This is a genomic window from Phocaeicola vulgatus ATCC 8482 (assembly GCF_000012825.1).
Classification (GTDB): domain Bacteria; phylum Bacteroidota; class Bacteroidia; order Bacteroidales; family Bacteroidaceae; genus Phocaeicola; species Phocaeicola vulgatus.
This window is the reverse complement of sequence record NC_009614.1, coordinates 4,251,694-4,275,905: the sequence shown is the minus strand read 5'-3', so window position 1 is coordinate 4,275,905 and position 24,212 is coordinate 4,251,694. Positions and strand designations below refer to the sequence as shown.

Genomic DNA, 24,212 nt, shown 5'->3' with positions numbered 1-24,212 from the left:
CTCAAAAAAACATCAAACATTTATTGGTTATATAAACATAAATCATTTAATTTGCGGTGTACAAACCCATAACCATGGGCAAAGTTAAACATTAAACATCAAACATCAAAGTTTTATGAATGAAATTTCTACAAAAATTCGTCCTGCGCTCGTTTCTCTTGAAGTAGGCGAAAGCATGGAGTTCCCCATCGAAAAGATGAAAAGTGTTCGAACACAAGCTTCCGAACTGGGAATGATTCTCAACCGACAGTTCAAAACCAGAACAAATCGGGAGACCCACACGATTATGGTTACACGAGTTTCGTAGAGTAAACCTGAGTCCTATGAATGTTCTAGAATTCTCGGACCGAATGATTCCATACGAAGAGTTCGCCAATGACCTAGCAGCTAGAATCGCCAACATGATTCAATCCACTCATGATGACCCTGAATACATCAGTCAAAACAAGGCCTGGAGATTATTTGGCAGACGTAATGTTGAACGCTGGCGGAAAGAAGGAAAGGTTGAACCGTGCAAACGACCAGGCAAGTTAGAATACAGAACTGCAGACCTTAGACTTCTCCAGCGGACCACTCAAGACTACTTTAAAAAAGTTCAAGTAAGAACTAAACAAGTACGTAAGCAAGATAAAAAAGACTAGATTAAAAACGACAGCGACTATACTTAACCTCGTCATCCTCCCAGAGTATAGCCACTTAATTCATTATTGGGAGACAAACCATAATAGTAGGAACTGGATTTTATCAATTTGAATATGTAATGAGAATACCACACAAATCTGGTGTACCCTATTCTCATAGGCCATTGGTATATCCAAAAAGTAGAAAGATATGATAGAATCAAAGCCAATAGTAGACCCCTTGGGAGTCTATTCAGTAAAAAGAGCTTGTGCGGAACTGGGTGTCTGCTACAAGACATTGCGTAAATACCGGATGAACGGCTACATACAGCCCATCAATCCGGTCACTTCCCGACGTCTGAAATATTCCGGCCAGTCCATCCTGGACTGCTGGCTTAAACTCCGCATGTTATGACCAGCGAAGATACACTTGATAAAGTCAGGGAACTGCCCATCGAGTCCATTGTGGAGCCGTATGTGAAGCTTTCGCGTGACGGCAGACTCAACATGAAAGGGCTATGTCCGTTCCATTCGGAGAAAACCCCTTCTTTCTCGTTGAATCTTTCCAAGAACCTGTACCACTGCTTCGGCTGCAACCGGGGAGGCGATGGCATCCGGTTTATTATGGAGAAGGAAAACCTTTCCTTCACCGATGCGGTGCATTTTCTGGCCAAACAGCACGGAATCCCGGTAGATTATGAAAAGGAAGAGGAACAAAGCGGGGAAGCCATAGCCGAACAGAAACACAAGGAATCCCTTCTGGCCGCATTGGATATACTCCAGACCTTCTTTGTGGACAGCCTTCGCCTGGCAACTACGGAGGATTCTTGGAATGCCCGATGTTATGCCTACAACCGCTGGCCGGAAGACTTTTGCTCTGAGGCCGGATTGGGATATGCCCCGAAAGACAGCAACGCCTTCCGCGATTACTGTCAACAGAAAGGATTGAAAGAGGAACTGCTCTTTGAACTGGGCATGCTCAAACGGAAGGAGGATGGCACCAGTTACCCCATGTTCCGCGAACGGATCATGATTCCGATACGGAACCGGTGGGGACGTATCATTGCCTATACGGCCCGTTATATCGGCGCCAATCCCCATGCCCCCAAGTACATCAATTCCGCCACCAGCGTGCTCTACACCAAGGGAGAAACCCTGTTTGGCATCGACCGCGCCTTTCGATTGAGGGATGCCGAGAACTTCATCATTGTGGAAGGCGCCCCTGATGTGCTGCGTTTGCAATCCATCGGTCTGGAGAACACAGTGGCCTCTTTGGGCACCAGCTGGAACGAGAACCAGCTGAACCTGCTCAAGCGCTATAAGTCCTCCCTCTGTTTCATTCCTGACTCTGATGTGGCTCCGGAAGGCCAATACGGTCCTGGCTTCAAGGCTGTGATGGAATGCGGCACACTGGCCATCCGAAAGGGGTTCCATGCCACGGTCAAGGAATTGCCCTTCGGCACCTGGGAACTGACGGAAGATGAACTGCAGGAAAAGTACGAAGGGACTATTCCAAAAGATGCTCAACGGGAGGTGCTTGTCAAGAATGATGCCGACAGCTACATCCTGAGCGAAGAAATCTACCGCAACCTGAGGGAAAAGCATTTCATCGTCTGGCTGGCAGAGAAGCAGTTTGCCACGGCTAGTTCGTTGCTCAGGGAAATCAACTGCGTCAATCAGATAGCCGACCTGCTGCGTTATGTAAAGGACCAGTTCGTGTATGAGCAGTGCATCGAGCAGCTGAGTAAAATCTACGGCAAAGCCCGTCTGTGGAAGGATGCCGTGACACAAGCCCGCAACCAGGCCAAGAGGGCCAAACAGCCGACCATGATGGACAAACAACAGGAAGAGACCGATGCACTCCGGCAGCTCAACCTGTTTGTCCGCAACAACTGCTACTATTGCCTGGGCAAGGATGATGAAGACCCCATCCGCCTTTCCAACTTTCGGATGGAACCTCTGTTCCATATCCATGACGAATGCAACGGAGTCCGCCTGTTCCGGCTGTTCAACTCCTTCCGGGACAGCTGCATCATCGAGTTGAAGGAATCCGAGATGTGCTCCATCTCCAACTTCCAGCAGAAGATAGGTTCGGTCGGCAATTATGTATGGCTGGGCAAGATAGACAAACTGAACAGCGTCAAGGAGTTCCTCTACTCCCGCACCCAGACGGCCGAGCGAATCCGCAAGCTTGGCTGGAACGAGAACAAAGAGTTCTTCGCTTTCGGCAACGGCATCTATCAGCATGGTGTCTTTCATGAAGCTGACGAAATGGGCATTATCCAAGATGACAGCCACCATGCCTATTACATTCCCGCCACCTCTAAAATCTACCGGGACAATGCGGAAATCTACCAATTTGAACGACTGATGGTACACCAAAATAGCAACGGGGTGCTTCTCCACTCTTTCGTGGAAAAGCTGACGGAGGTCTTTGGCGACAATGCCCGCATCGCTTTTGGCTACCTGATTGCTACTCTTTTCCGAGATGTGGTCTATAAGCGAACCCGGCATTTCCCCATCCTGAATCTTTTTGGTGAGAAAGGAACCGGCAAGACCACACTGGCCACCAGTCTGCAGGCCTTCTTCCTGCATGACGTGGAACCGCCCAACATGGGTGTGGCATCGGTTCCGGCTATGAACGACCGAGTATCGCAGGCAGTCAACACCCTGGTCGTTTTTGATGAATACAAGAACGACCTCGATGTACGGAAGATAGCTTTTCTCAAAGGCCTTTGGGGTGGTGGCGGTCAGACCAAGAAAAACACCAACACGGACGGCATGGCCTCTCAGACCATCGTCAGCACGGGAGTCGTCATCTGCGGACAGGAAAAACCGACGCAGGATATGGCACTCTATACCCGTGTCCTCTTTTTGGCCTACACCAAGACCTCGTTCAACGTTCTGGAGAAAAAGCATTACGAAGAATTGCAGTCCATTTGCAATCAAGGTCTGACCCATCTGACCCTCGATATTTTAAAACATAGGGAGCTGTTTGAGAAGAACTTTTCCGATATGTACTCCCTCACCAAGCGGGAACTTGCCATCAAGATGGAGCAGGAAGGCATCCATGACCGTATCTTCGGTAACTGGATTATTCCGTTGGCCACACTCCGCACACTGGAATCCGCCTTGCATCTTCCCTTTGGTTATACCCAGATGCTGGAAACCACCATTAACGGTATGCGAAACCAGAACGAGCTGGCACAGGAAAGTTCCGAAGTGGCAGACTTCTGGAATACGCTTCAGGGCTGGCAATCCATCGGAAAGTGTACGGAAAAAGTACACTTCAACATTCGCTATCTCAAGAAGTTCCGTCCGATGAATGTCAAGGAAGATATGGAGTTCTTGGAAGCCCGTCCGATACTTTACCTGAACATGGCAGCCATCTCTTCGCTGTTCAGCAGCCGTAACTCCACCCAAAACATCACGGCCAACCGCTCATCGTGGTCCACCATTCTGTCGTACCTCAAATCCCATCCGGCATTTCTGGGCACCAAGCAGGACCGCTTCTACATCCTGCTACCCAGCGGCAACCTGGATTGCGTGACGCTTGTGAAAGACGGAAAGGTAATCCAAAGTCCTAAGGTGAACCGTCCCAAAGCACTTTGCTTCGACTACCTGCAGCTCAAGGAGATGTTCGGACTAGATCTGGAAACGGAAGTGATAACGGAAAACAGTGAAGATGATTCTGATATGTAAGAAAATTGATGTGATTAACACCCCATGATATAAAGGCCTTTTTATTTCGAACATTCAGGAAATAGAATTATCTTTGTATCATGGGTCTCAATGATAGGACCATGCCACATATATCTGTAAAAAAGTTACTGAACCTCATGAGAGAAGACCAATTTATCAAGCTCTCCCAAGCTGGAGAGAATGCTCAAATAGAATACAAAACATGCTATGAACAGATTTCTGATTCATTGTATGAAACCGTCTGCTCCTTTCTGAACCATAGTGGTGGCCACATCCTTGTGGGAGTCAAGGATAATGGTGAGATTGTCGGAGTGAATCCAGACAAAGCCACCACACTGCAGGGTAATATCATCACTGCCATCAAGAATCCTGATTTATTCTTGCCCTGTCCCTACTTCACACCGCAAATACTTACCGTTGAAGGGAAGATGGTCCTGCATCTGGACATACCTTGCGGCCAATACGTTTACCGTTACAAGGGGAAATACTGGGATCGTAATGGAGATGCAGACATTGATGTAACCGACCAGCCGGAATTGCTGTTGTCGCTCTTTGAGCGAAAGAATCCGCATCTTTTTGAAGAAAGGATTGTAGAGGAACTGACACTGGAAGATTTGGACAGTGATACTTTCCAGTACTGCCGTAATATTCTGGCTGTCATCAAACCGAACCATCCTTGGCTGCAGCTGGCTGATAAAGATATATTGCTTCATACCCGTCTGGCCAAGAAAGACAGAGAAACCGGGAAACTAAAGTTGAAGTATGCCGCACTCATTCTGTTTGGCAAGGAAGAAGCCATTGAGGAGTACATGCCCCGTTACCGCTTCGAGGCACTGTTCCACATGTGTACCTACGAGGAATACAACGACATCAAGCGCTTTCCCAACCGGTACGACGACCGCATCACGATGCGCTGTAACCTGATCAAGGTCTATGACCGACTGACGCAGTTTACAGAACGCTACCTACCGAACAAGTTCTACCTGCCAGAAGGTACCACCCAACGGGAAGACCTGCGCTGGGACCTCTTCCGTGAAATTGTGGCCAATCTTTGCGTACACAGCGATTTCAGTACAGGCTATGCCTGTTTCTATCATGTATTCAAGGACCGAGTAATCACGAAGAACCCCACCCGTCTGCTGCCGGAGATTCCCGAAGGCGAACTCACGTTACAGGAATTGAGTAACTATACCAAGAATCCGCTGCTGGTGCGCGTGTTCCATGAGTTGTCCTGGGTGGAAGACATGGGTTCCGGCACCCGTAATATCCTGCGCTATGCTCCCTTGTACTATCCCGACTACAAAGTGGAAATCGTCAATGGTTCACAGTTCATCTTCTCCATTACCTATATGGGAATGTCCCAAGAAATCGTGAAAAATGTCCCAAGAAATGAGAAAATGTCCCAAGAAACTGTGGAAAATGTCCCAAGAAACGGACAAATGTCCCAAGAAACCATTTCCACCAATGATGAAGACGATTTGAATATTTCTCTTAAAAAGTCAACAGACAAGAAAGAAAATTCTAAAAAGAATAAGCGCCATCAAGCGATAGTTTCGTTGATCAGGAAGAATTCAAGGATTACGATGGAGGAAATGGCAGACAAGCTAGGTGTCAATGCCCGTACCATTCATCGCGACATCGAAGAATTGAAACATATTGTAGAGCATATTGGTCCGACCAAAGCCGGCTACTGGAAGCTATTGAAGTAAAGTAGTGCAAAAGCCCATTTAAGATAAACCATAAAAGCGAGTCAAGAAACGGCTCGCTTTTATGGTTTATCCTTTGCAAACAGCTATCAATCCTCCAGTTTGTTCACCAGCTTCACCAGTTCCTTGGAAGGCTTAAAAGCCGGGATGTTATGAGCCGGTATAATAATAGTGGTATTCTTCGAAATGTTTCGTGTAGTCTTTTCTGCACGCTGCTTTACGATAAAGCTGCCGAAGCCTCTCAGATAAACATTCTCTCCCTTCTCCAGTGATTCCTTCACTTCCACCATCAAACTCTCCACTACTGCCAGTATAGTCTGGGCATCACATCCCGTCTTTGCGGATATTTTCTTACATAATTCTGCTTTCGTCATTTCTACATTCTTAAAAAAGCACACGAAGATAAGCAATGCACCTCAAACAAACACCAAGCAAACTCGTTTTTGCTCTATAAATCAGTACAAAAGCAACTAATCTATTAGAAGAAGGCTAATCATATCCAAGAAGAATCCATAAAATGGGTTTCATACCATTAACTATTCTATCTTGATGACAAAAGGGAAAGGACTATCTTATTTGATAATCTTTCCCCTTTACATATATGTAAACTTACTGATTAGCAATAATCATCTATGCAATCGCCGCCTGTCCATTCTTTACCTTGGAAAAATGTTATTGCTTTTAAAGCACCTATCTCTGAAAAAAATGTTCCACCACTCCGATGAATGTACTTGCCGCCCAAGATATAAATGTATGTAATGCCCCAATTCTTTAATGCTTCAGGATTATGGGTCGCAACACACAATTCATTTTTGTCATCAGAAATTGCAGCTTCAATGATAATACCTGAACCATAAGTATTAGAATAAAAGACTTTTCCCTTCTTAAGCAACGCATAATATGTTTCTAATGACAGAACCTCAGAAGGACATAAAGAAAACTCTGTAGGAGTTCTCCAATACTCTTGTAGTGCATTGAGGGTTAATGACTCATCGAAACTACACATTGGATCGTCTTCAAGTTCTACTTGTTCTTCATCTAACTTTTCAAATTCAGGATGTTGGGGTAGTGGCTTCCTTTCATGAAGGACGTCATTATTGGATCGCACATCACTGTAAATCCATTCGCCTAAACCGTTGACTTTAGGTGAATTAAAGAAATCTACATCTTCTTTACTCCATCGTTCTAGGTTCGCCTTACATTTCGCAGCTTCTTCCTCTGTCACAGTGCGCATCCATGTAAAATTAGGATCAGCAGAACTATTCCATATCAAAGCAGGATTCTTAAGAAAAGCTTCTACACTTCCACAAATATTGATAACTCTTCTACGAGTAATCGGATTGTTCAACACATTTTCAAGCTTTGTTACCCAGTGAAGATTCTCAGCTCTGTTGTTACACCTGTTGGTGTCTTTATGGTCTACCACCATTCCTTCCTCCTTGTTTTGCCCCCAAAAAGCTGTAGCAACAACTTGATGAACACGAATGTTAGAAGAAAAAAACATATAACCATTGGATTCATCCTTCTTTCCAAATGTCCATTTACCATCCAATGCTCTTGTTCGTCCGCCTTTTTTAGGATGTCTCATAATAGCACCGTTATCTCGTACGGAATAGGTTTCACCCTTATATTCACAAGAGACCTCTACTTTGTAGTCATCTATATCAATCATAACAAGCTATTAAAGGTCAACAAAATCTATTTTCTTCCCTAAAGCTGCTGCTATCTTAGATAAAATATCTAGCCCTACAGAATACTTACCATTCTCGATACGACACAGATTAGCTGCATCTATGCCGGAAAGTCTTGCTAAATCACGAGCTTCCATACCTCTATCCATACGGATTTGACGAATACGTTCACCGATACGTGCTCTATCCTTATGGCGAGTACCTGTACTGATGCCTATTATTCCGCCACCAATAGCAAACTGCATGGATTCTCGCCAAATAGCATTAATCATTTCCTCTTTGTCAGCGGAAAAGTTCTTGTCAAACAAAGACTCCAACCAATAAAGTTCTATGGTTTGTGTCTCTTTGCTCGTATAAGCACCTATCTGACATAATACGGTAAAGACCTCACCATCGGGAGCTATTACCTCTACCTCGTTCCGGCTAATTATCTGCGCGGATGATTGATTGGGAATTTCCAAAAAGGAAAGTTCATTTTGATTTGTCATAATTATTCTGCCGCATTTTAAGTGTTGCCGCCACCTTTAAATGTTATCAAAACAATGCAAAGATAGCAATAATTGGCAAATATACCAATTGGTATTCTTTATTTAAACCTTAATCGTAGGATTTTTGATAAACAACCACATAAATATAGTGACAATCCCAGCATCACTATATCTGAATCGTCAGTATCTCTCGCAAGTCCGACAGATAGTTACCACTCCGGAATTCACTCTTGGCATGCCAGGCCTGATTCTCTTCACCCTCCACGGCCAAATGTATTTTCCGCAAACCGAATCGGTGGTTCAGTTCATCAATGCGCTTCATCAGCTGCATCCGCTCCGGCCGGTTCTTCACTTCGTCAAAGAGGTTCTGCTGGATGTAGGAAACATCGGTGATGTTTCCCAAAATGACTCCCGTCTTTTTGTAGCCGATGCCTTCCCGATAAATCTCCTTCAGCACTGCCAGTGCTGCCAGTGTAATCTCTATCGTGTCTGAGGTCGGCATGGGCAGAATCCTGGTCTGCCCGTTGGAATACAGAGGAAGCTCCTCCCGGAAGCGGGTGCTCGATACGAATACCGTCACGGCAGAAGTCAACGAGTGCTGTTCCTGGAGTTTGTTGGCGCAGCTGGCCGCAAAGCTGGCTACAGATGCCTTCAATTCGTTATAATCGGTTACCAAAAGTCCGAAACTCCGGCTGGTGCAGATAGTCTGTCGTTGCAACACCTCCGAGGTGTCAATGCATGGGATGCCGTTCAGTTCCTTCCACGTCTGTAATCCCGGCTTGGTGAAGTGGCTGTGCACCCAACTTCCTTTCTTGTCGGCAAAGTCCAGCGGAGTACGGATGCCCAGGTAGTTCAACTTGGTCAAGGTCTGTTTGCCAATTCCCCACACATCTGCCAACTCAAAGAGTGCCAACGCTTTCCGGCGCTTCTCTTCATTATCTATCAGGCACACCGAGCGGTAGCCTTTGTACTGCTTGGCGAACTTGCTGCCAATCTTCGCCAATGTCTTGGTCGGTGCAATGCCCACACTTCCGTATAGAGCCTGATTTTTTCCACCACTCCGCTCATGTAGTCCTCCAAATTATGGTACTTCTCCAGCCCGTCCAGATAGAGGAAGGATTCATCAATCGAATAGGTTTCCGAATGAGGCACAGCAGACCGCAGAATGTTGTTCACCCGTTTGGACATGGCCGCATAGAGATACATGTTCGTAGAAAACAGCTTCACCCCATAGTGCTGCACAATACCCTTCTTCTTGAAGATGGGGTCTCCACGACGCAGCCCCAGTGCCTTGGCTTCCGGGGTCAGGGCAACAATGCAGCTATCGTTGCAGGAAAGCACACAGACGGGCTTTCCGTTCAGTCCGGGATGGAAGACCTTTTCCACGGAACAGAAGAAGCTGTTGCAATCGACTAAAGCAATCATGAGTTGTTGGCAAACGGATTATAGAAATTAGTAAACAGGCTTATGGATGATATACGTCACGACTCCCCAAACACTGAAATCATCACCATCAATGATTTTAATCTCGGGGTACTCGGGATTGGCCGGAACCAGCCAAAGGATTCCTTCCTTCTTGCAAACCCGTTTCAGCGTGTACTCTCCATTCAGTTCGCAGACCGCAATCTGCTTTTCCGTAGGGTTCCGTTCACTCTTATCTACAATGATGATGTCGCCATCATTCACTCCGGCTTCAATCATCGAACGGCCTTGCACTCGGATCAAGTACGAAGAGTCCGGGTGTGGGCACAGCATCTTCAACACCTCAATGTCCTGCGCCAGTTCATCGTTGTTCAAAGGAATGGGGAAACCGGCCACCACCTTCACATCAAAGAAAGGCAGCGTCATCGGTTTGACACGGCTGGTAGGCATCACTTCCCCCAACTGCATCAAAGCTTCGTCTTCCTGCCTGCTTTTAGCAACCTCCATCTGCCAGACGATACATTCCTTGATAAAGTCCGTCTTGTTCTCCTGGCTGTCCAGATAGGCAGCCACTTCATTATCGGCCCGGAAAGCATAGAGTTTGCTGGTACCCTTGGGGCGACCTGCACCTGGTCTTTTACCTCCTCTACCGGGTTTCTTGGGCTGGTTTTCCGCTTGTTTTATCACTTGTTTTTCCTGATTACCCATGGTCTAAACACTATTTCTGCACAAAGATAAGCAGTTTTCCGAATAATGTTATACGTATTTCAAAAAACATATGAAAAACGTATAACATCCTTATGACTTCGAGGTTTAATCCGACTTATTCATCTCAAAAAAGCCACTTTCAGAAAGAAACCTTCCTAACCGTTGAACGCAATTTTTTTTGCGTTCAACCATCAAAAACAGCCTATTTTCACGCAAAACGGGAAGCTGGACGCAAATATTTTTGCGTTTAGCTTCCCGTTACTCGTTTATTGAAAGCTGTAAACTAATACACATTGACGACAGGCATCCGCTTCTCCCTTGCCTTGCGACAGGTGTAAGCTGTGCCGCCCTTCGGTTTGCCGTCAAAGCAGGCAATCACACTGCCTTGCGACAGCATGTAGTCGTTCCGCTTGAAATAGCATCCGTTGAAGTAGTCCTCACTCAGATGCACCACATCGTCTGCCTTGGAAAGGATATAGGCATAGCGCTGCTGCTCCACCATGGACCAGGAAGCGCTCTGTCCCTTGAAGGGTACGACCGCTATCAGTTTCAGCATGGGGATGCTCAACTTGAGGGAAAGGACTTCTTCCGCTGCCATCATGTCGAAGCCGAGCGCCATGCCGCAGTAGAACTTGTTGGCTCCTTGATGGATGGCTTGCAGAACGGCATCCTTCAGCCGTTCTCGTACTTGTCCTTGGTGATTGTGGGATATTTCTCTATGTCCGGTAAAGGCAACTGCCTTTGCGGTTGCCTTCACCTTCATTATTCTCTTTTCTATCATTGTCAGTTCGTTGTTACTCTATAATGGGTTCTTGCCAAGAAGATGCCACTGAGGACGTGTGCACCCAAGTTCTCCAATTGGTCGGAATAGGTAGCCCAAGTGATACCGCGGGTGATTACATCGTCAAAGGTAACAATATTCTTGCCGTTGAACCAAATTTCATCAAACTCGATGATGCTCACCCTGCGGATTTCCTTCTCCAGCTTACGGTTCTCGTGGATGGCAAGGCGTCCACCGATTACCTTTATATGCTCAAAGCCGTTGATGGCTCCGGTCAGTTCACAGACTCTCTCGCAAAAAGCCTTGTAGCGGAGTTCGTTCTTCTCGGAGGTGGATGCCAGAACCGGAACAAAGGTGATGTCCTTGCAGAAATCGCCATACTGCTCCTTCATGCTTGCTGCGGTCATTTGTGCCACTGCCTCAAAACTTCTTCCGTCCTTGAAATCATATACCATCTGTCTGTCAGTCACTTCCTTTTCGCCGACATTGCGGATGCGTTTCGGGAAATACTTGCAGAACCATGTCTGAGGTTTTTCCAACTGCTTCTTGAGGTAATTGTCCATGTGTGCCATACGCTCTGATTTTTTCCCTCTTGTTTTGCTGTTTTGCAGCTTGTCCGAAGGGATGTTTTTTGCTTTTTTCAGAGTGCTGGCAGCCACCAATTAGGTAAATTCAGGACAGAAAATACGCTCAACTTGTTTGAGGAAGATTTTCTGTAAGAGATTTGACATTTGGTGGGAACAGCCTACCTTTGCAAAAAAATATCCTCGTAGGCAAGATGAGAAAACGGTGAGCGGTCATTTCATTCATCACTTCACAGAACCGGATATTCCTCATTCCATCCCTGACAGATACTTCTACAAGACCTTGCAGGTACATTTTGCTCCTTCTTCTACACCCTCATACTCACACGAATAATTCCTTATAAAATAGTCGCTTCATTTTCTAGAATGGGAGCATTTTCGCTTTGACAAGATAGCCACAGCAAAAGTCATTGTATATCAACAGCTTTAATACATCCGTTAGCGTTGACAAACGTTGACAAGCGTTGACAAAAAAATCTGCGGCAGAAAAATTATAACCACTGGTTGACAAATTCCGGCTTTTCTATTCTATAATTTTTTTCCTTTAAAAAGAAAAGATATTGAAATACAATGGCTTTCGGAAGCGGCTCCAGGCCTTTCCAGCCCGTTGTCACCCTGGCTATCTTGTCACCACCCTAACTATACCGCCGGAAACTGCAGAAGGTGTTTTTTTGATGCAGCCCCACACTAAGTGCCATTCTTGGATGAAAGACGGATGAATGTTTGCCTAACTTTTTGCAGGGGGTATCACAAAATCCCACAAAGTCACCCAAAATCCCTCATTGCATCACACGGAAGCTATTGTCACACAAGGTATTTCTTCGTAACTTTACTGCATCAAACGCTTATGCCTATGACCGACTTGAAGAACACATGGATAGCGATAGCTCCCGACCGGAACTACACCATCAAGGAAGCCTGCCTTTATCTCGGGGTACACCGATGCACCATCTACGACTACATCAACAATCCCGAGCGACCCTTGCCTTTTATCCGGATCTACACCGATAAAAGGGGCATCCTCTTCCGGGGAAGCGACCTTATTGCCTACAAGGAAGCGGGTCTTCCAAGAAGAGGACGCAAGTTCAAGAACAGCCCTCGTGAATAAAGGGCTGCTTTTGGACTTATTGGCCAGCGGAACTCAGTTCCACTGGCTCCAGGGCAGACCTGCCAAGACGGATTTGCCGTCCGCCTCGGCCAGCTGGCAAGCCAACAGCCACGCTTCGGTACGGATGGCATCCATGTCGCTCACGGCCTGCCGGAAACGGGATGGTGCCACGGTGCCCGACCGGACCATCCACTCCGAAGCACAAGTCTCCGGCTCGATGGCATCCACGAAGGACTCAATCTCCTTCACCAGATTACTTACCTTGCCGTCCTTCATTTCTGCCGTGAAGGTAAACGGCACACCGCTCAAGGTCTTCCGTTGGAAGTCAAAGAAGAGTTTGCCCTCCTTGTACTGAGCGGAAGCAGTCCAACCGAGTTGGGCTGCGATACTGAATATATTTCCATTCCTCATATCTCAGACTAAACCTACTATTTGAGACCTGCCCGGTCCGTGACGGATAAGGCAGGTCATTTTGTTATTACTTCATTATCATACTCAACTGCCCATTCTTGCAAGGAACTCCTGCAACCGGCTGTCGCGCAGTTTCTTCAGCGGTGTCGGTTGGAAGTCTTCCTGCTGCCTCACTTGCAGCTTGCCGAAGCCTTGTTTGGTCAAATCCAACTCAATGTCCGAAAGTTCATTCAAAGAAATGTAGCCATACTCGTCCTTCATCAGTCCGATGACGATACCGAAGAGAATGGTGTCGTTGCCTTCCTTTTCGCCTTCAAGAATGAACCACCGCACTCCACCGAGCGCAAAGATGGCACGGCAAATAGCGTCCTTTCCCTTGCCGTCCTGGGAATAGAGAGGATAGCCTTTCAAGGCTTCCTCCAACTGTGTTGTCATAAGTCTGCACATAATTGTATTATTTAAGTTGGTTACGTTTCCGATTCTTCTCCCTCTTGTGAAGCCCTTTAGAGCTTCTTGGTCGGGAAAACCGTTTTTTCGTGCCTCCTTACACTGCGGACACCAGGGGGAATAAGGCAAGTGTGAGGACAGAGGACTTTTCGGAATACCCAATTTGGCACAAATTGTGAAAGGCTGCCGGAAAGTACTCCGTCCGAAAGCGTCAGCGGCACTTGACGTTTCTCCCGTCCGCAGTACCTTTGCACGTACAAAACGAGTTGGACCAAGAAGCTCCAATGGTTTTCAAGACTTTCCCGACCATGACTCCAAGGAAAAAGATTAGTTCTAACAAGTCATCTCAAACATATTCCTCAGAAAGTCCGCGTAACCCAGCATTCCGATCGTCTTGAAGATGCACATTCCCGAAAACCGTTGCCGTTGTGAGAACCTACAAAGTGAAGCGAAGTGGAGCCTTGTAGGTTCTCTCTATGGCAACGGACTGGAGTTTCCACTCGTAGTAAAAGCCAATCAGCCGGGCTTTGCTTGGTGTCGCAGACACGGAGCAAACCGGATGGTGCATCTTCCCAAAAGGTCGTCACTTCCGGCATCGCATGCAATACGATAAGTCGGAAGTGGCGGCCAACATCTGTGAGCCAGCCTCCAAAGCCATTCGATGGCTCTACTTCCGCAAGCGTCAGCCTGCGTTCGGTAGAACCATCGAGCAAATCACCGTTTGAAGACCAGCTTCCCAACCTCATTGACACTGTGAGAAACAGCTGAGTGGAGAAAAGTGAAAGCCTGCTGTTTCTCACAGTGGCGATGGACTGAAGCTTCCATTTGTAGCCAAAGCCTATCAACCGAGCTTTGCTTGGTGTCGCAGACACGGAGCAAACCGGATGGTGCATCTTCCCAAAAGGTCGTCACTTCCGGCATCGCATGCAATACGATAAGTCGGAAGTGGCGGCCAACATCTGTGAGCCAGCCTCCAAAACCATTCGATGGCTCTACTTCCGCAAGCGTCAGCCTGCGTTCGGTAGAGCCATTGAGCTAATCATCGTTTGACCAGCAGCCTGACCTCATTGACACAGTGAGAAATAGCTGAGTGGAGCGAAGTGAAACCCTGCTGCTTCTCTCTGTGGCAATGGACTGGAGTCCCCACTTGTTGCAAAAGCCATTCAGCCGGGCTTTGCTTGGTGTCGCAGACATGGAGTAAACCGGATGCCATAATCCTCTCAAATGGTCGTTCGTTATTACATGAATTACATTCAAAAGAGAAAAGACAGATATTTTCATACGTATTCCATATATTCTCACTAAATTTGTACCAAACGCAATAAACCTAGAAATTGAAATGAAAGATTTGAATCGCATAAAAGTTGTTCTTGCAGAGCGCAAGCGGACAAATAAATGGCTGGCTGCAGAATTGGACAAAGACCCTGCTACTGTTTCAAAATGGTGCACTAATTCATCCCAGCCAGATCTTGCTACACTGAGAAAAGTGGCAATAGCTTTAGGCGTTGACATTAGAGATTTGTTAGTACCGACTCCACAAAAAGATTAGAAGCATGAATTATAATTGGCTGGTATTCGCAAATAAATCAAAATGTAACCATGCAAAAGCTCTTCAAGAGTTAGGTTACATATCTTGGCGACAGGACAGAGTAAGGTTTGCAATTGGAGATATAGTCTATCTCTTCATGTCAAACGAACGATGTGTGCGTTTCAAGACCATTGTTACTGCCGCCAATCAAGAACGCGGCGATAGTGCTTACTGGAATGGAGTAGCCCCCAAAGATAAAACCTTTAAACTCGAACTTCTAGAGGAGTACACTGGTGATGCGTTAAGTGAAACCAAACTATTTGAGCACGGATTTCACGGAGGCCGCAGTTTGCAGCATCCAATGAGAAATAATCCGGAGCTTTTTGAGTATATACAAAAACAATTTAAGTAAGAAAAAATGGAGCAACTGATAGCCCTTATATGGAATATAGCAGACGATGTGCTGCGTGATGTGTTTCTTCGCGGTCAATACCGTGATGTAATTCTTCCTATGGTTGTACTGCGACGTCTCGATGCTTTGTTGGAACCTACCAAAGTAGCTGTAGAGCAAGAATACAAAAGTCAGATTGAGGCTGGACTTGCAGATAATTTAGATGAGGAAGCCCTTAAAGATGAGTCGGGACAAACGTATTACAACCTATCAAAGTGGACACTCAATCGACTGAAAAATCAATCCTCAGATAATAATGACATCAACTATACCAATTTCATTGAATATCTGAATGGCTATAGTGAGAATGTCAAGGATGTATTGAAGAACTTTGAGTTTTATGCGAAGGTTAAGAAATTGGCCGATAATGACCGATTGATTTCAATCATAGAACGCATTACGGACCCCCGTTTGAATCTTACCGACCGTCCTGCAACCGACCCCGACGGCTTACCGCTTCCGGCTGTGTCTAATCTTCAAATGGGTACGTTGTTTGAAGAACTGCTCCGCCGATTCAATGAAGAAAATAATGAGGAAGCAGGTGAGCACTTCACGCCCCGTGATGTGATTGAACTGTTGGCTAAGATGGTATTTGAACCCGTAAAAGATAATCTCCCTAAAATTATTTCACTCTATGATCCTGCTTGTGGTTCGGGCGGTATGCTTACAGAAGGCCGTGACTACTTACTCAACATGGGCGTAACTCCAAATGCCATTCAGATGTATGGCACAGAGGTCAACCCTGAAACTTATGCTATTTGTAAGAGTGACTTTATCATTAAAGGAGTAGATCCTGAAGGTATGCACCGTGGTAACACAATCACTGAGAACCATTTCCATAATAAGCAGTTTGGTTATATGCTTACCAATCCACCTTATGGCAAATCGTGGAAAGAGGACAAGAAAAAAATCTATCATGATAAGGATCTGCTTGATGCACGCTTCAACTTGAAATTGACTAATTTCATTGGTGAAGAAGAAATTGTGGATTCTACGCCGCGCACCAGTGATGGACAACTTCTGTTTATTCTCGAAGAAGTGGATAAAATGAAGTCACTGGAAGCACAACCACAAGGTTCAAGAGTGGCTTCCATTCACAATGGCTCATCTCTGTTTACAGGCGATGCTGGCTCGGGTGAATCTAATATCCGTCGCTACTATCTTATTGAGAATAATTTGGTGGATGCAATTGTGCAGTTGCCTAATAATATTTTCTACAACACCGGTATCAGTACCTATGTGTGGCTGCTGAGCAATCACAAACAAGACCACAAGGTGCAACTCATTGATGCTTCGAAAGCTTTCGACAAATTGCGCAAGAATCTAGGTAGCCGTAACTGCGAGGTAACGCCTAAGGATGCAGATGATATTGTACGTATTTACATGAATCGCACTGAATGTGAGGCAAATGATGACGTACGCATTTCGAGCAAGATTTTTGATGGCGACGACTTCCGCTATTACAGCGTACAAATTGAGCGTCCGCTACGCTTACGTTGCCGTTTCTCTGCCGTTAAGTGCGATGAACTGCTTTTTGATTCTTCCATGATGGAACTTTCGAAATGGCTTTACCAAACGTATGGAGATAAGGTGTATAGCGGTCTCGAAGCAGAGGTGACTGATATTAAAGAATATCTCAATGAGAACGAGCTAAAGCTAACAGACAAGAAGTTTACCACCTTGGTGAGTGCCAAGAAATGGCAAGAGCGTCGTGCCCTGCAACAGGCTGCAATGAAGCTCATGCACAAAGTAGGCACGGCTGAATACGATGACTACAACCTTTTCCTTGCGCTAAACCAAAAGGCGATCAAGGAGCTAGGATTAAAGCTAACTGCCGCCCAGTTGAAAACCATCTTGCGTACCAATGCAGTACAAGATCCAACTGCAAAGCCTGTCATTGCCAAAGTGCTCAAGGCAAAGAATAAGGACATTCCTGCTTTTTTGGCTACTTACGGCATAGATGAAAGTCTTTTGCCCGATTATGGCTATTACCCACAAACGGATGGTACTTATGTGACCTACGAAGCTGACAGTGATTTGCGTGACATTGAAAAAATTCCTGTTAAGGAGGATATTTGGGAGTATGTGCAGCGTGAGGTAAATCCTTATGTGTCAGAAGCGTGGATTAACCTTCCTGTCACCAAGATTGGATGCGAGATTTCGTTTAACAAGTACTTTTATAAGCCTGCTCAACTTCGCTCTTTGGAAGAGAATGAACATGATATTCTGGAGTTAGATCGCCAGAGTCAAGGGTTTATCGAAGCATTGCTTAAATTGATGTAGGCTTATGGAGAAATATAATAGCTATAAAGATAGTGGTATACAATGGCTTGGTAAAATTCCGAGTCATTGGGAAATTAAACGCTCTAGATTAATATTTGATGAAAATGTTGAGACAAATTCTACATGTAATAATACTAATCAACTTCAATTTAGATTTGGAACGATTGAACCTAAGAAATCTCAAGAAATGGATTCTGATTTAAAGAAAATCATTTCAAAGTACACCATAGTTCAAAATGGAGATATTATGATCAATGGGCTTAATCTGAATTATGATTTTGTATCTCAAAGAGTTGCTCAAGTAAAAGAAAAGGGAATCATTACTTCTGCTTACATAGCCCTACGCCCGAAAGAAAATATATGTTCAGATTATTTTACTTATCTTCTAAAAGGAATGGATGCACGAAAAGTGTTTCATGGAATGGGATGTGGTGTCAGACTCACATTATCTTTTAAAGAATTTAGAAATGAGCTATTACCTATCCCTCCTTTAGAAGAACAACAATCCATGGCTACCTATCTCGACAAGGCTACTGCCGAAATAGACAAAGCCATTGCCCAACAGCAGCGTATGATTGATTTGCTTAATGAAAGAAAGCAAATCATCATTCAGCGTGCAGTTACGAAAGGGCTGGACGGGAATGTGGAAATGAAGAATTCAGGATTGAATTGGTTGGGACAAATACCATCACATTGGGAATCTTTGCCGTTAACCTATGTGTTTGAAATGCGAAATGGATATACACCATCTAAAAACGATCCTACATATTGGACTAATGGTTCAATACCATGGTATCGTATGGAGGATATAAGAAAATCTGGGCGCTTTCTAAGGGAGGCAATGCAATACGTTACTACCAAAGCCATAAACGGAAAAGGCACCTTTAAAGCAGGATCATACATCATGGCAATCTGTACAGCGTCAATAGGTGAACATGCGATGTTAATTGCTGATTCGCTTGCGAATCAGCGATTTGCGAATTTTAAAATTCGCAAATCGCTGATTGAATCTTTCTACCCGCTTTTCCTGTTCTACTATATGTATGTAGTTGGTGATTTTTGTCGTGAAAACTCAAATTCTACTTGCTTTCAATATGTAGATATGGGAGCATTAAAACGTTTCCCCATACCTAAACCATCGATGGAAGAACAAAAGAATATAGTGAGTTCCTTAACTCAGAATTTACAACAAATAAACACAGCTTTAGAACGGATACAAAAACAGATAACTCTCCTTCAAGAGCGCAAGCAAATTATCATCAGTGAAGTAGTAACGGGTAAAATAAAAGTATCATAACATGGCAACAAAAAATATAGAACCGAATTTACGGCTTATCAGTGAATATACCAAGTTGGGAAAAGATGACAGATTCCGTATCCCGGAATACCAAAGAGGCTATTCATGGACAACTATGCACTGCGACAAGTTGTGGCAAGACATTGAGGCATTTATCGACTCGGGAGCAGACGACCCTTATTTTTTTGGAACAATCATTATTGATTGCTCCACGGATAACTGTCTGAACTTGATTGATGGTCAGCAACGCACAACAACGTTTCTTCTTTTATTGAAAGCACTACAGCTCCGTTTAAAGGAAGTACTGGATGATTTCCAAATGAGCCCAGATACAAAAGCTCTATACAAGGGCCTTAGTAATAGCTATGACGGTATCTTTGAAATTCTATTCAAAGCAGACGATGATAAACAAGTAGCCATTCAAGAAGATTGGAATAAAGCCAAGGGTATTACCATATTGGAAAACAAGAGTATCAACGAACTCTACAAAGATGACTTCCAAAACATCATAGAGGCAGAGACCTACATTGAAGTCGAGAAAGCAGTTCATAAAATACCTCGCAAGCAAAAAGACAATAAATACACCAACTTCTTCCGAAATTTCAAGTATTTCTATGAGAAGCTGCTTTTGTACTCAGAGTCAAACTTGAATAACTTTGCCAAGATATTCCTGGGTAAGTGTCAAATCATTGAGATTAAGAGTTGGCAGATAGAACAGGCTATTACCATGTTTAATTCACTCAACTCCACCGGTATGCCATTGTCGGATGCCGATATCATTTCTGCACAGTTGTTCTCGAAAGAGGACGATAAAGATACATTCATCGAAAAATGGCAAGGAATCACGCTGTTAGCCAACCAACTTAGCCAAAGAAAGGTGATGAATATCGATGCCGTGTTGCAACAGTTTATGTATATCAACCGTGCTAAGAACAATCACTATGGACTGAACCAAGTAACCACACCAGGTATTCGTAAGTATTACACCATCGAACATTCAGAACTTCTGAATGAGCCGATGGCGCTTTGCGATTCTTTTGAAAAGATTCTCAATACGTGGAACAAAATCAAGGATTACCCCATCATCAAGCTCCTGCTCAAGTTTAATGAAAACTTCAAGATGTTTTTGATGGCCTATCTCTACCGATTTGACGTAAATGATCTTTGCCCCGAAGATGTACAACCAATAGCAGAATGTTTGCTCCGCTTGTTTGCCATTATCGAAGTGGGTGATGTAGGTTTCTCTTCCTCCAATTTCAAGACCTTCCTTTTCAACGAGAACTTCCGTCTGGTAGACGGAAACTACGATATCTATAAGATCGAGTCTGATTTCAGCAAACATATTGAAGTCACTTGGAAGAAGGAAGATGTGCTCGATTACCTCAAGGAATATGACAAGAACATTCTTGTCTTCCTAAATGAGTATCTTTATGCTAAGGAGCAAAATCGCAACTTTGATTTTGACGACCGTGTGAATGTAGAACATATCATGCCGGCGAGCGGACATAACATAGAGGCCATTCGCATGGATGCGCATATCAAAACGAAGGAAGAGTTTGACGCACTGGCCAACTTACTGGGAAATAAAATACTGCTTGAAGAAGACATCAACAAATCAATCAGCAATGACTGGTTTAAGACCAAAAAAGGCAGTACCATTCAGAGTAAACGCGGGTATAAGGGCAGTCGTTACGGCATGGCCCTGGACCTTTCAAAATACCCTAAAGATAAATGGGGAAAGAAAGATATTGAAGACGCAACAGCAATCGTTGCCGAACGTATCGCTAAATTCATCTTCAAAAAGTAAAAGCTTATGGTAACACCTGCAAAGAGCAACGAACAAGCCTTTGAGTGGCTGATAGAACAAGCACTCGTAGGGAATACTAAAGAAGAGCGAAAACATAATAAAGAAATAGCTGACTTTGACACACAGAACCCAGGTAACGAAAAGTTTTACTGGGGCCGCCCTGATGACCTAAAAAAAGAGTTGGCCATCGACACTGTGCGCTTATGGTCATTCTTGAATGCCACACAAAGCGAGAAACTTAAAGAATACAAGGGCAAAGACTTAGAAACAGCCTTACCCAAACAAATAGCCAAAATCATTTCCACCAAGGGTATCCTGGAAATACTGAGAAAAGGTATTGACTTGGACAATCTGGAAGGAATCAAACTATTCTATCCCAAACCATCAGAGGCCGACAGTGAGGAGAGTAAACGACTTTACGCACAAAACCAATTTTGTGTAACGCGCCAACAAACTTTCTCATCATCCAATAAAGGACTGGAGATAGACATGGTGATCAGTGTGAACGGATTGCCTTTATTTACTATGGAACTGAAAAATCCATGGACTGGACAGACCGCTCGCTATAATGGCATCAAGCAATACAAAGAAGAACGCAACCCCAAAGAACCTTTGCTGAACTACGGACGATGTTTGGCACACTTCACCATGGACAAAGATGAAGTGTACTTCACTACACGGCTCAATGAAGGAAAGACATTCTTTATGCCCTTTAATCAAGGTCTGCCTAATGGTCTCGGTGCTGGAAATCCTGTAAATGAAAATGGCTACAAGACTTCCTATATGTGGGAGCGTATTCTGACCAAGGATACGTTGTCTGACATCATTATGAATTATGCTCTCTTTGATTATGGTGAAGCGAAAACAAGGAAAAAAGTTCCTCACATTCTTCGAAATGCAAAAAAACTGATCTTTCCACGTTTCCATCAACTTGATGTGGTAGATAAACTGATTGCCGATGTACAAGAAAATGGCGTAGGCAAGCGGTATCTGATTGAGCATTCAGCCGGTTCTGGAAAATCAAATTCATTGACATGGCTGGCATTTAAGTTGATTAAGTCTTGTGCTTCATCCGAAAACGCTGTACGCTCTCGCGGATTGGGACAACAGCTATTCAACACCGTGATTGTAGTGACAGACCGTCGCATCCTAGATAAACAAATCACAGATAACATAAAGGCGTTCGGTCAAAGTGAGAAAACGATAGCTCATGCAGATAGTTCAAACGAACTAAAAACAGCTATAGAAGGTGGCAAACGCATTGTGATTACAACAATACAGAAATTTCCTTTTATCTGTGGGACTATTGCTGACGTAAGTGACCATAATTTTGCCATCATCATCGATGAAGCTCACTCTTCGCAAAGTGGTATAGCTGCGGACAAAATGAACGCTTCAGTACAACGTGATTCAGACCAGGAAGGATCTGATACAGACGAGTTGATAGCCAAACTCATTCGTGACCGTAAGATGTCGAGCAACTGCTCATACTTTGCCTTTACTGCTACACCGAAACGTGAAACTCTAGAGCGCTTTGGATGGCAAGACGAAGAAGGAGTATTTCATCCGTTCCACCTATACAGTATGAAGCAGGCCATTGAAGAAGGCTTTATATTGGATGTGCTTGTAAACTATACCACCTATAAGAGCTATTATGAGCTTATCAAGTCGATTGAGGAGAACCCTCAATATGACGAAAAGAAAGCTCAAAAACTACTGCGTCGAACGGTAGAACGCCATCCTGACACCATCGCAGTAAAAGCAGACACCATGCTACAACACTTCGACAGTAAAGTGTTCCGCCAGCGAAAGTTAAAGGGCAAAGCCAAAGCAATGGTCGTAACAAAGGACATAGAATGCGCAATCCACTATTACAAAGCGTTAACCGACCTCGTAGTCAAACTAAAGTTGCCCTACAAAGTACTCATCGCATTCTCTGGTGAAAAAGAAATGAACGGCGTTACCTACACCGAAGCAGGTCTAAATGGTTTTGCAGAAACGGAAACAGCAGAAAAATTTGATGCGGACGAAAATCGTATTTTGGTGGTGGCCAACAAGTATCTTACTGGTTTTGACCAACCCAAGTTGTGCGCCATGTACATTGATAAACCTTTGGCTGGTGTGTTGGCAGTACAGTCTTTGTCACGCTTAAATCGTGCAGCCCCAGACTTGTCCAAGCGTAGCGAGGATCTCTTTATTTTGGACTTCTACAACAAGAAGGACGACATGGAAGAAAGCTTCAACCCTTTCTACACCTCCACAACTCTGTCCGAACCTACGGACGTAAACATTCTTCATGAGTTGCGTAGTACTTTGTTGTCTATTGGGGTGTTTGATGAAGAAGACATCAACCAATTTATGGAAATCTATATGAGTGGCGCAGAACCTGATAAATGGGTTCCCATTACAGATGCAGCAGCTCATCGATTCAACCACGAGATTGAGTTTGACGAGAATGGTAAAGCAGACTTCAAAATCAAATGCAAGCAGTTTGTAAAAGTCTATTCTCGTGTAGCTGCCATCATGGATTATGAGGTACTCAACTGGGAAAAAATGTTCTGGTTCCTTCGTTTCTTAATTCCCAACTTGCATGTAGATGTGCCTGGCCGTGACGACCTCAAAGACCTATTGGATTCAGTAGACTTGAATACTTATGGTCTACGCCGTACTGGATTGAATGAAAAGATAGAATTAGATTCTAGCGAAACTGTTCTCGATCCTACCAAAGCAGCTATGGCAGGTGCAGGCACGAGTGATGATGCAAAAGAAGAACTCGACGTAATTCTGCAAGAATTCAATGATAAATGGTTCAAAGGTTGGGATACTACTCCAGAAGAGCAGAAAGTCAAGCTCACAGCCATTGTCAATGCCATCAAGCAGGACAACGACTACCTCTCACTTATTGTAGGTAATCCTGACAAGCAAGCTGCAGAAGAAGCGCTTGACAAAATTATCGACCGCATCGTACGCAGACAACGCCAGAAGGATATGTCACTCTACAAGGAGTATATGAACGAAGATTTCAAAATAAATTTCCGGTCGCTGGTGACTAGAATGATTGAAACACCTTCGTTGGTAACTATAAAATAATGAAGTTTCCCACCCTCAATAAAGAGGATGGGAAACTCAAAATATAACTTCTACATTAGTATGAATAGTACTAAAGGCGTATTAACCA

The 24,212-nt window shown here is 44.4% G+C and carries 23 protein-coding genes; 13 read left to right on the top strand and 10 right to left on the bottom strand.

The genetic code is table 11. From position 1 onward, the window contains the following. Positions 1 to 115 precede the first annotated feature (115 nt). The 5 genes from BVU_RS22895 to BVU_RS17225 all read left to right on the top strand — a co-directional run bounded on the left by BVU_RS22895 (position 116) and on the right by BVU_RS17225 (position 6,031). Complete coding sequence (locus tag BVU_RS22895) at positions 116 to 307, top strand: hypothetical protein (protein WP_080510716.1); 192 nt, start codon at positions 116 to 118, stop codon at positions 305 to 307. Positions 308 to 323: 16 nt separating this feature from the next. Then, a complete protein-coding gene (locus BVU_RS17240; RefSeq protein WP_012055711.1) occupies positions 324 to 641 on the top strand; it encodes a hypothetical protein in 318 nt (105 codons plus the stop codon). Between the two features lie 190 nt (positions 642 to 831). Continuing rightward, positions 832 to 1,035 (top strand): hypothetical protein, encoded by a 204-nt coding sequence (locus tag BVU_RS17235; protein ID WP_041174482.1) that lies wholly within the window; start codon positions 832 to 834, stop codon positions 1,033 to 1,035. After that, complete coding sequence (locus tag BVU_RS17230; protein WP_012055709.1) at positions 1,032 to 4,322, top strand: DNA primase; 3,291 nt, start codon at positions 1,032 to 1,034, stop codon at positions 4,320 to 4,322. Before BVU_RS17235 ends, BVU_RS17230 begins: the two co-directional genes overlap by 4 nt. Positions 4,323 to 4,459: 137 nt before the next feature. After that, on the top strand, positions 4,460 to 6,031 hold the full coding sequence (locus BVU_RS17225; RefSeq protein ID WP_012055708.1) for an RNA-binding domain-containing protein: 1,572 nt from the start codon (positions 4,460 to 4,462) through the stop codon (positions 6,029 to 6,031). A gap of 86 nt (positions 6,032 to 6,117) precedes the next feature. Here BVU_RS17225 and BVU_RS17220 read toward each other — a convergent pair whose 3' ends face one another. The 8 genes from BVU_RS17220 to BVU_RS17190 form a co-directional block, all read right to left on the bottom strand. Further along, positions 6,118 to 6,402 carry an HU family DNA-binding protein gene (locus tag BVU_RS17220; protein WP_012055707.1) on the bottom strand — a complete coding sequence of 95 codons (285 nt, stop codon included), beginning with the start codon at positions 6,400 to 6,402 and terminating at the stop codon, positions 6,118 to 6,120. Between the two features lie 242 nt (positions 6,403 to 6,644). Next, the gene (locus BVU_RS17215; RefSeq protein ID WP_012055706.1) at positions 6,645 to 7,700 is read right to left on the bottom strand and encodes an HNH endonuclease signature motif containing protein; all 1,056 of its coding nucleotides are present in this window, start codon (positions 7,698 to 7,700) and stop codon (positions 6,645 to 6,647) included. 9 nt (positions 7,701 to 7,709) lie between these two features. Then, positions 7,710 to 8,207 carry a helix-turn-helix domain-containing protein gene (locus BVU_RS17210; RefSeq protein WP_012055705.1) on the bottom strand — a complete coding sequence of 166 codons (498 nt, stop codon included), beginning with the start codon at positions 8,205 to 8,207 and terminating at the stop codon, positions 7,710 to 7,712. A gap of 166 nt (positions 8,208 to 8,373) precedes the next feature. Continuing rightward, positions 8,374 to 9,234, bottom strand: coding sequence for a DUF4113 domain-containing protein (locus tag BVU_RS17205; RefSeq protein WP_241510159.1), 861 nt, complete (start codon positions 9,232 to 9,234; stop codon positions 8,374 to 8,376). Beyond that, positions 9,150 to 9,632 (bottom strand): hypothetical protein, encoded by a 483-nt coding sequence (locus BVU_RS22890; RefSeq protein WP_241510160.1) that lies wholly within the window; start codon positions 9,630 to 9,632, stop codon positions 9,150 to 9,152. Before BVU_RS22890 ends, BVU_RS17205 begins: the two co-directional genes overlap by 85 nt. Positions 9,633 to 9,659: 27 nt before the next feature. After that, positions 9,660 to 10,337, bottom strand: a complete 678-nt coding sequence (locus BVU_RS17200) for a LexA family protein (RefSeq protein ID WP_012055704.1) — start codon at positions 10,335 to 10,337, stop codon at positions 9,660 to 9,662. 283 nt (positions 10,338 to 10,620) lie between these two features. Beyond that, the gene (locus BVU_RS17195; RefSeq protein ID WP_012055703.1) at positions 10,621 to 11,118 is read right to left on the bottom strand and encodes an SLOG family protein; all 498 of its coding nucleotides are present in this window, start codon (positions 11,116 to 11,118) and stop codon (positions 10,621 to 10,623) included. Between the two features lie 2 nt (positions 11,119 to 11,120). Beyond that, positions 11,121 to 11,690: a hypothetical protein gene (locus BVU_RS17190; protein ID WP_012055702.1), complete on the bottom strand. Its 570-nt coding sequence runs from the start codon at positions 11,688 to 11,690 to the stop codon at positions 11,121 to 11,123. An 865-nt stretch (positions 11,691 to 12,555) separates the two neighbouring features. Here BVU_RS17190 and BVU_RS17185 point away from each other — a divergent pair. Beyond that, the gene (locus BVU_RS17185) at positions 12,556 to 12,810 is read left to right on the top strand and encodes a helix-turn-helix domain-containing protein (protein ID WP_041174481.1); all 255 of its coding nucleotides are present in this window, start codon (positions 12,556 to 12,558) and stop codon (positions 12,808 to 12,810) included. A 33-nt stretch (positions 12,811 to 12,843) separates the two neighbouring features. Here BVU_RS17185 and BVU_RS17180 read toward each other — a convergent pair whose 3' ends face one another. Together BVU_RS17180 and BVU_RS17175 are read right to left on the bottom strand one after the other, a co-directional pair. Further along, complete coding sequence (locus tag BVU_RS17180) at positions 12,844 to 13,221, bottom strand: hypothetical protein (RefSeq protein ID WP_012055700.1); 378 nt, start codon at positions 13,219 to 13,221, stop codon at positions 12,844 to 12,846. 84 nt (positions 13,222 to 13,305) lie between these two features. Beyond that, positions 13,306 to 13,668 carry a hypothetical protein gene (locus BVU_RS17175; RefSeq protein ID WP_012055699.1) on the bottom strand — a complete coding sequence of 121 codons (363 nt, stop codon included), beginning with the start codon at positions 13,666 to 13,668 and terminating at the stop codon, positions 13,306 to 13,308. 453 nt (positions 13,669 to 14,121) lie between these two features. Between BVU_RS17175 and BVU_RS22300 the strand changes: the two genes are divergently transcribed. From BVU_RS22300 to BVU_RS17145, 7 genes are all read left to right on the top strand, one after another. Then, entirely contained in the window at positions 14,122 to 14,436 is a 315-nt protein-coding gene (locus BVU_RS22300) for a hypothetical protein (protein ID WP_143707636.1), read from the top strand. Positions 14,437 to 15,007: 571 nt separating this feature from the next. Beyond that, positions 15,008 to 15,217, top strand: a complete 210-nt coding sequence (locus BVU_RS17170) for a helix-turn-helix transcriptional regulator (protein ID WP_012055696.1) — start codon at positions 15,008 to 15,010, stop codon at positions 15,215 to 15,217. Between the two features lie 4 nt (positions 15,218 to 15,221). Next, positions 15,222 to 15,608 carry a hypothetical protein gene (locus tag BVU_RS17165; protein WP_012055695.1) on the top strand — a complete coding sequence of 129 codons (387 nt, stop codon included), beginning with the start codon at positions 15,222 to 15,224 and terminating at the stop codon, positions 15,606 to 15,608. Positions 15,609 to 15,614: 6 nt separating this feature from the next. Continuing rightward, positions 15,615 to 17,930 carry a type I restriction-modification system subunit M gene (locus BVU_RS17160; protein WP_012055694.1) on the top strand — a complete coding sequence of 772 codons (2,316 nt, stop codon included), beginning with the start codon at positions 15,615 to 15,617 and terminating at the stop codon, positions 17,928 to 17,930. Between the two features lie 4 nt (positions 17,931 to 17,934). Next, positions 17,935 to 19,227, top strand: a complete 1,293-nt coding sequence (locus BVU_RS17155) for a restriction endonuclease subunit S (RefSeq protein ID WP_012055693.1) — start codon at positions 17,935 to 17,937, stop codon at positions 19,225 to 19,227. A gap of 1 nt (position 19,228) precedes the next feature. After that, positions 19,229 to 21,034, top strand: a complete 1,806-nt coding sequence (locus BVU_RS17150; RefSeq protein ID WP_012055692.1) for a DUF262 domain-containing protein — start codon at positions 19,229 to 19,231, stop codon at positions 21,032 to 21,034. 6 nt (positions 21,035 to 21,040) lie between these two features. After that, complete coding sequence (locus BVU_RS17145) at positions 21,041 to 24,124, top strand: type I restriction endonuclease subunit R (protein WP_012055691.1); 3,084 nt, start codon at positions 21,041 to 21,043, stop codon at positions 24,122 to 24,124. Positions 24,125 to 24,212: the final 88 nt, after the last annotated feature.